Consider the following 1,139-nt stretch of genomic DNA (forward strand, 5'->3'; position numbering starts at 1 on the left):
GATCACACTATTTCTCCGCGCACAAAAGAAGCATTAATGAAGGCGCAAGAATCGGGAGTGAAAGTTGTACTTGCTTCTGGACGACCAACTTACGGAATGGTTCACATTGCGAAAGAGCTCGAATTAGAAAAGTACGGAAGCTTTATTTTATCGTTTAATGGGGCAAAAATCATTAATTGCCTAACAAATGAAGAGCTATTTAGCAGTACATTGTCTCCGAGAACTGTTGCACGTCTCGACGATATTAGCCGCGAAGAAGGCGTTTTAATTCATACATACGTGGGAGATGAAATTATAACCGAAGTAGAAAATAAATTTACGGATATTGAAAGTGACATTACAGGTCTGCCGATCCGTGTTGTTTCATCTTTTACTGATGCCGTTACAGRACCTGTTGTAAAAGTACTCATGCTTGCAGAACCGGAAATGCTGGTTCACGTTGAAAAGAAACTTCAAAAGCAGCTTCAAGGAGAGCTAAGCGTAATGCGCTCTAAACCATACTTCCTTGAATTTACAGAAGAAGGCGTCACAAAAGGGACAAGTCTCCACTTATTAATTCAACAGCTTGGCATTACACGCGATGAAGTGATTGCCATTGGCGACAGTTATAATGATCTTGCCATGATTGAATTTGCAGGACTTGGCGTAGCAATGGGAAATGCTCCTGAAGATATTAAAGAAAAAGCCAACCATGTAACAGATACAAACATGAACGACGGTGTGGCAAAAGTTGTGGAAGAATTTATCTTAAAACCTGTTAGCGTTTCATAAGACAAAAAAGCAGCTCATACGAACCGAGCTGCTTTTTTGTTTTGATTTTATACTCCTAAAAGTTTCATAAGAAGCGTAGCTAAAATAACAGTGGAAGCGCCTCCAAGTCTTGTTGCTACTTGAGCAAATGGCATAAGTGACATACGGTTGGAAGCTGATAAAATCGCTACGTCTCCCGTACCTCCTAAACCACTGTGACAACCTGTTACAATTGCAGCATCCACTGGATGCATTTTCATCATTTTACCTACAAAATAACCCGTTGCTACCATAGCAATAACAACTGCTGCACATACGACCACATAACCTGGTGTAACAATTTTCACTACATCTTCAAGAGGAATATACAAAATCCCTAGCCCCACCAT

General features: G+C 40.3%; 2 protein-coding genes. One reads left to right on the forward strand and one right to left on the reverse strand.

Going from position 1 to position 1,139, the window contains the following annotated elements; translation table 11 throughout:
- Positions 1–771 (forward strand): Cof-type HAD-IIB family hydrolase (locus AC1DRF_RS28980; RefSeq protein ID WP_477742436.1); only part of this gene is annotated, 771 nt, incomplete at its 5' end.
- A 47-nt stretch (positions 772–818) separates the two neighbouring features.
- Here AC1DRF_RS28980 and AC1DRF_RS28985 read toward each other — a convergent pair.
- Positions 819–1,139, reverse strand: a 321-nt coding sequence (locus AC1DRF_RS28985) for a 2-hydroxycarboxylate transporter family protein (RefSeq protein WP_477742437.1), incomplete at its 5' end; no start/stop codon positions are given.

The organism is Priestia sp. P5_B4 (genome assembly GCF_056400385.1).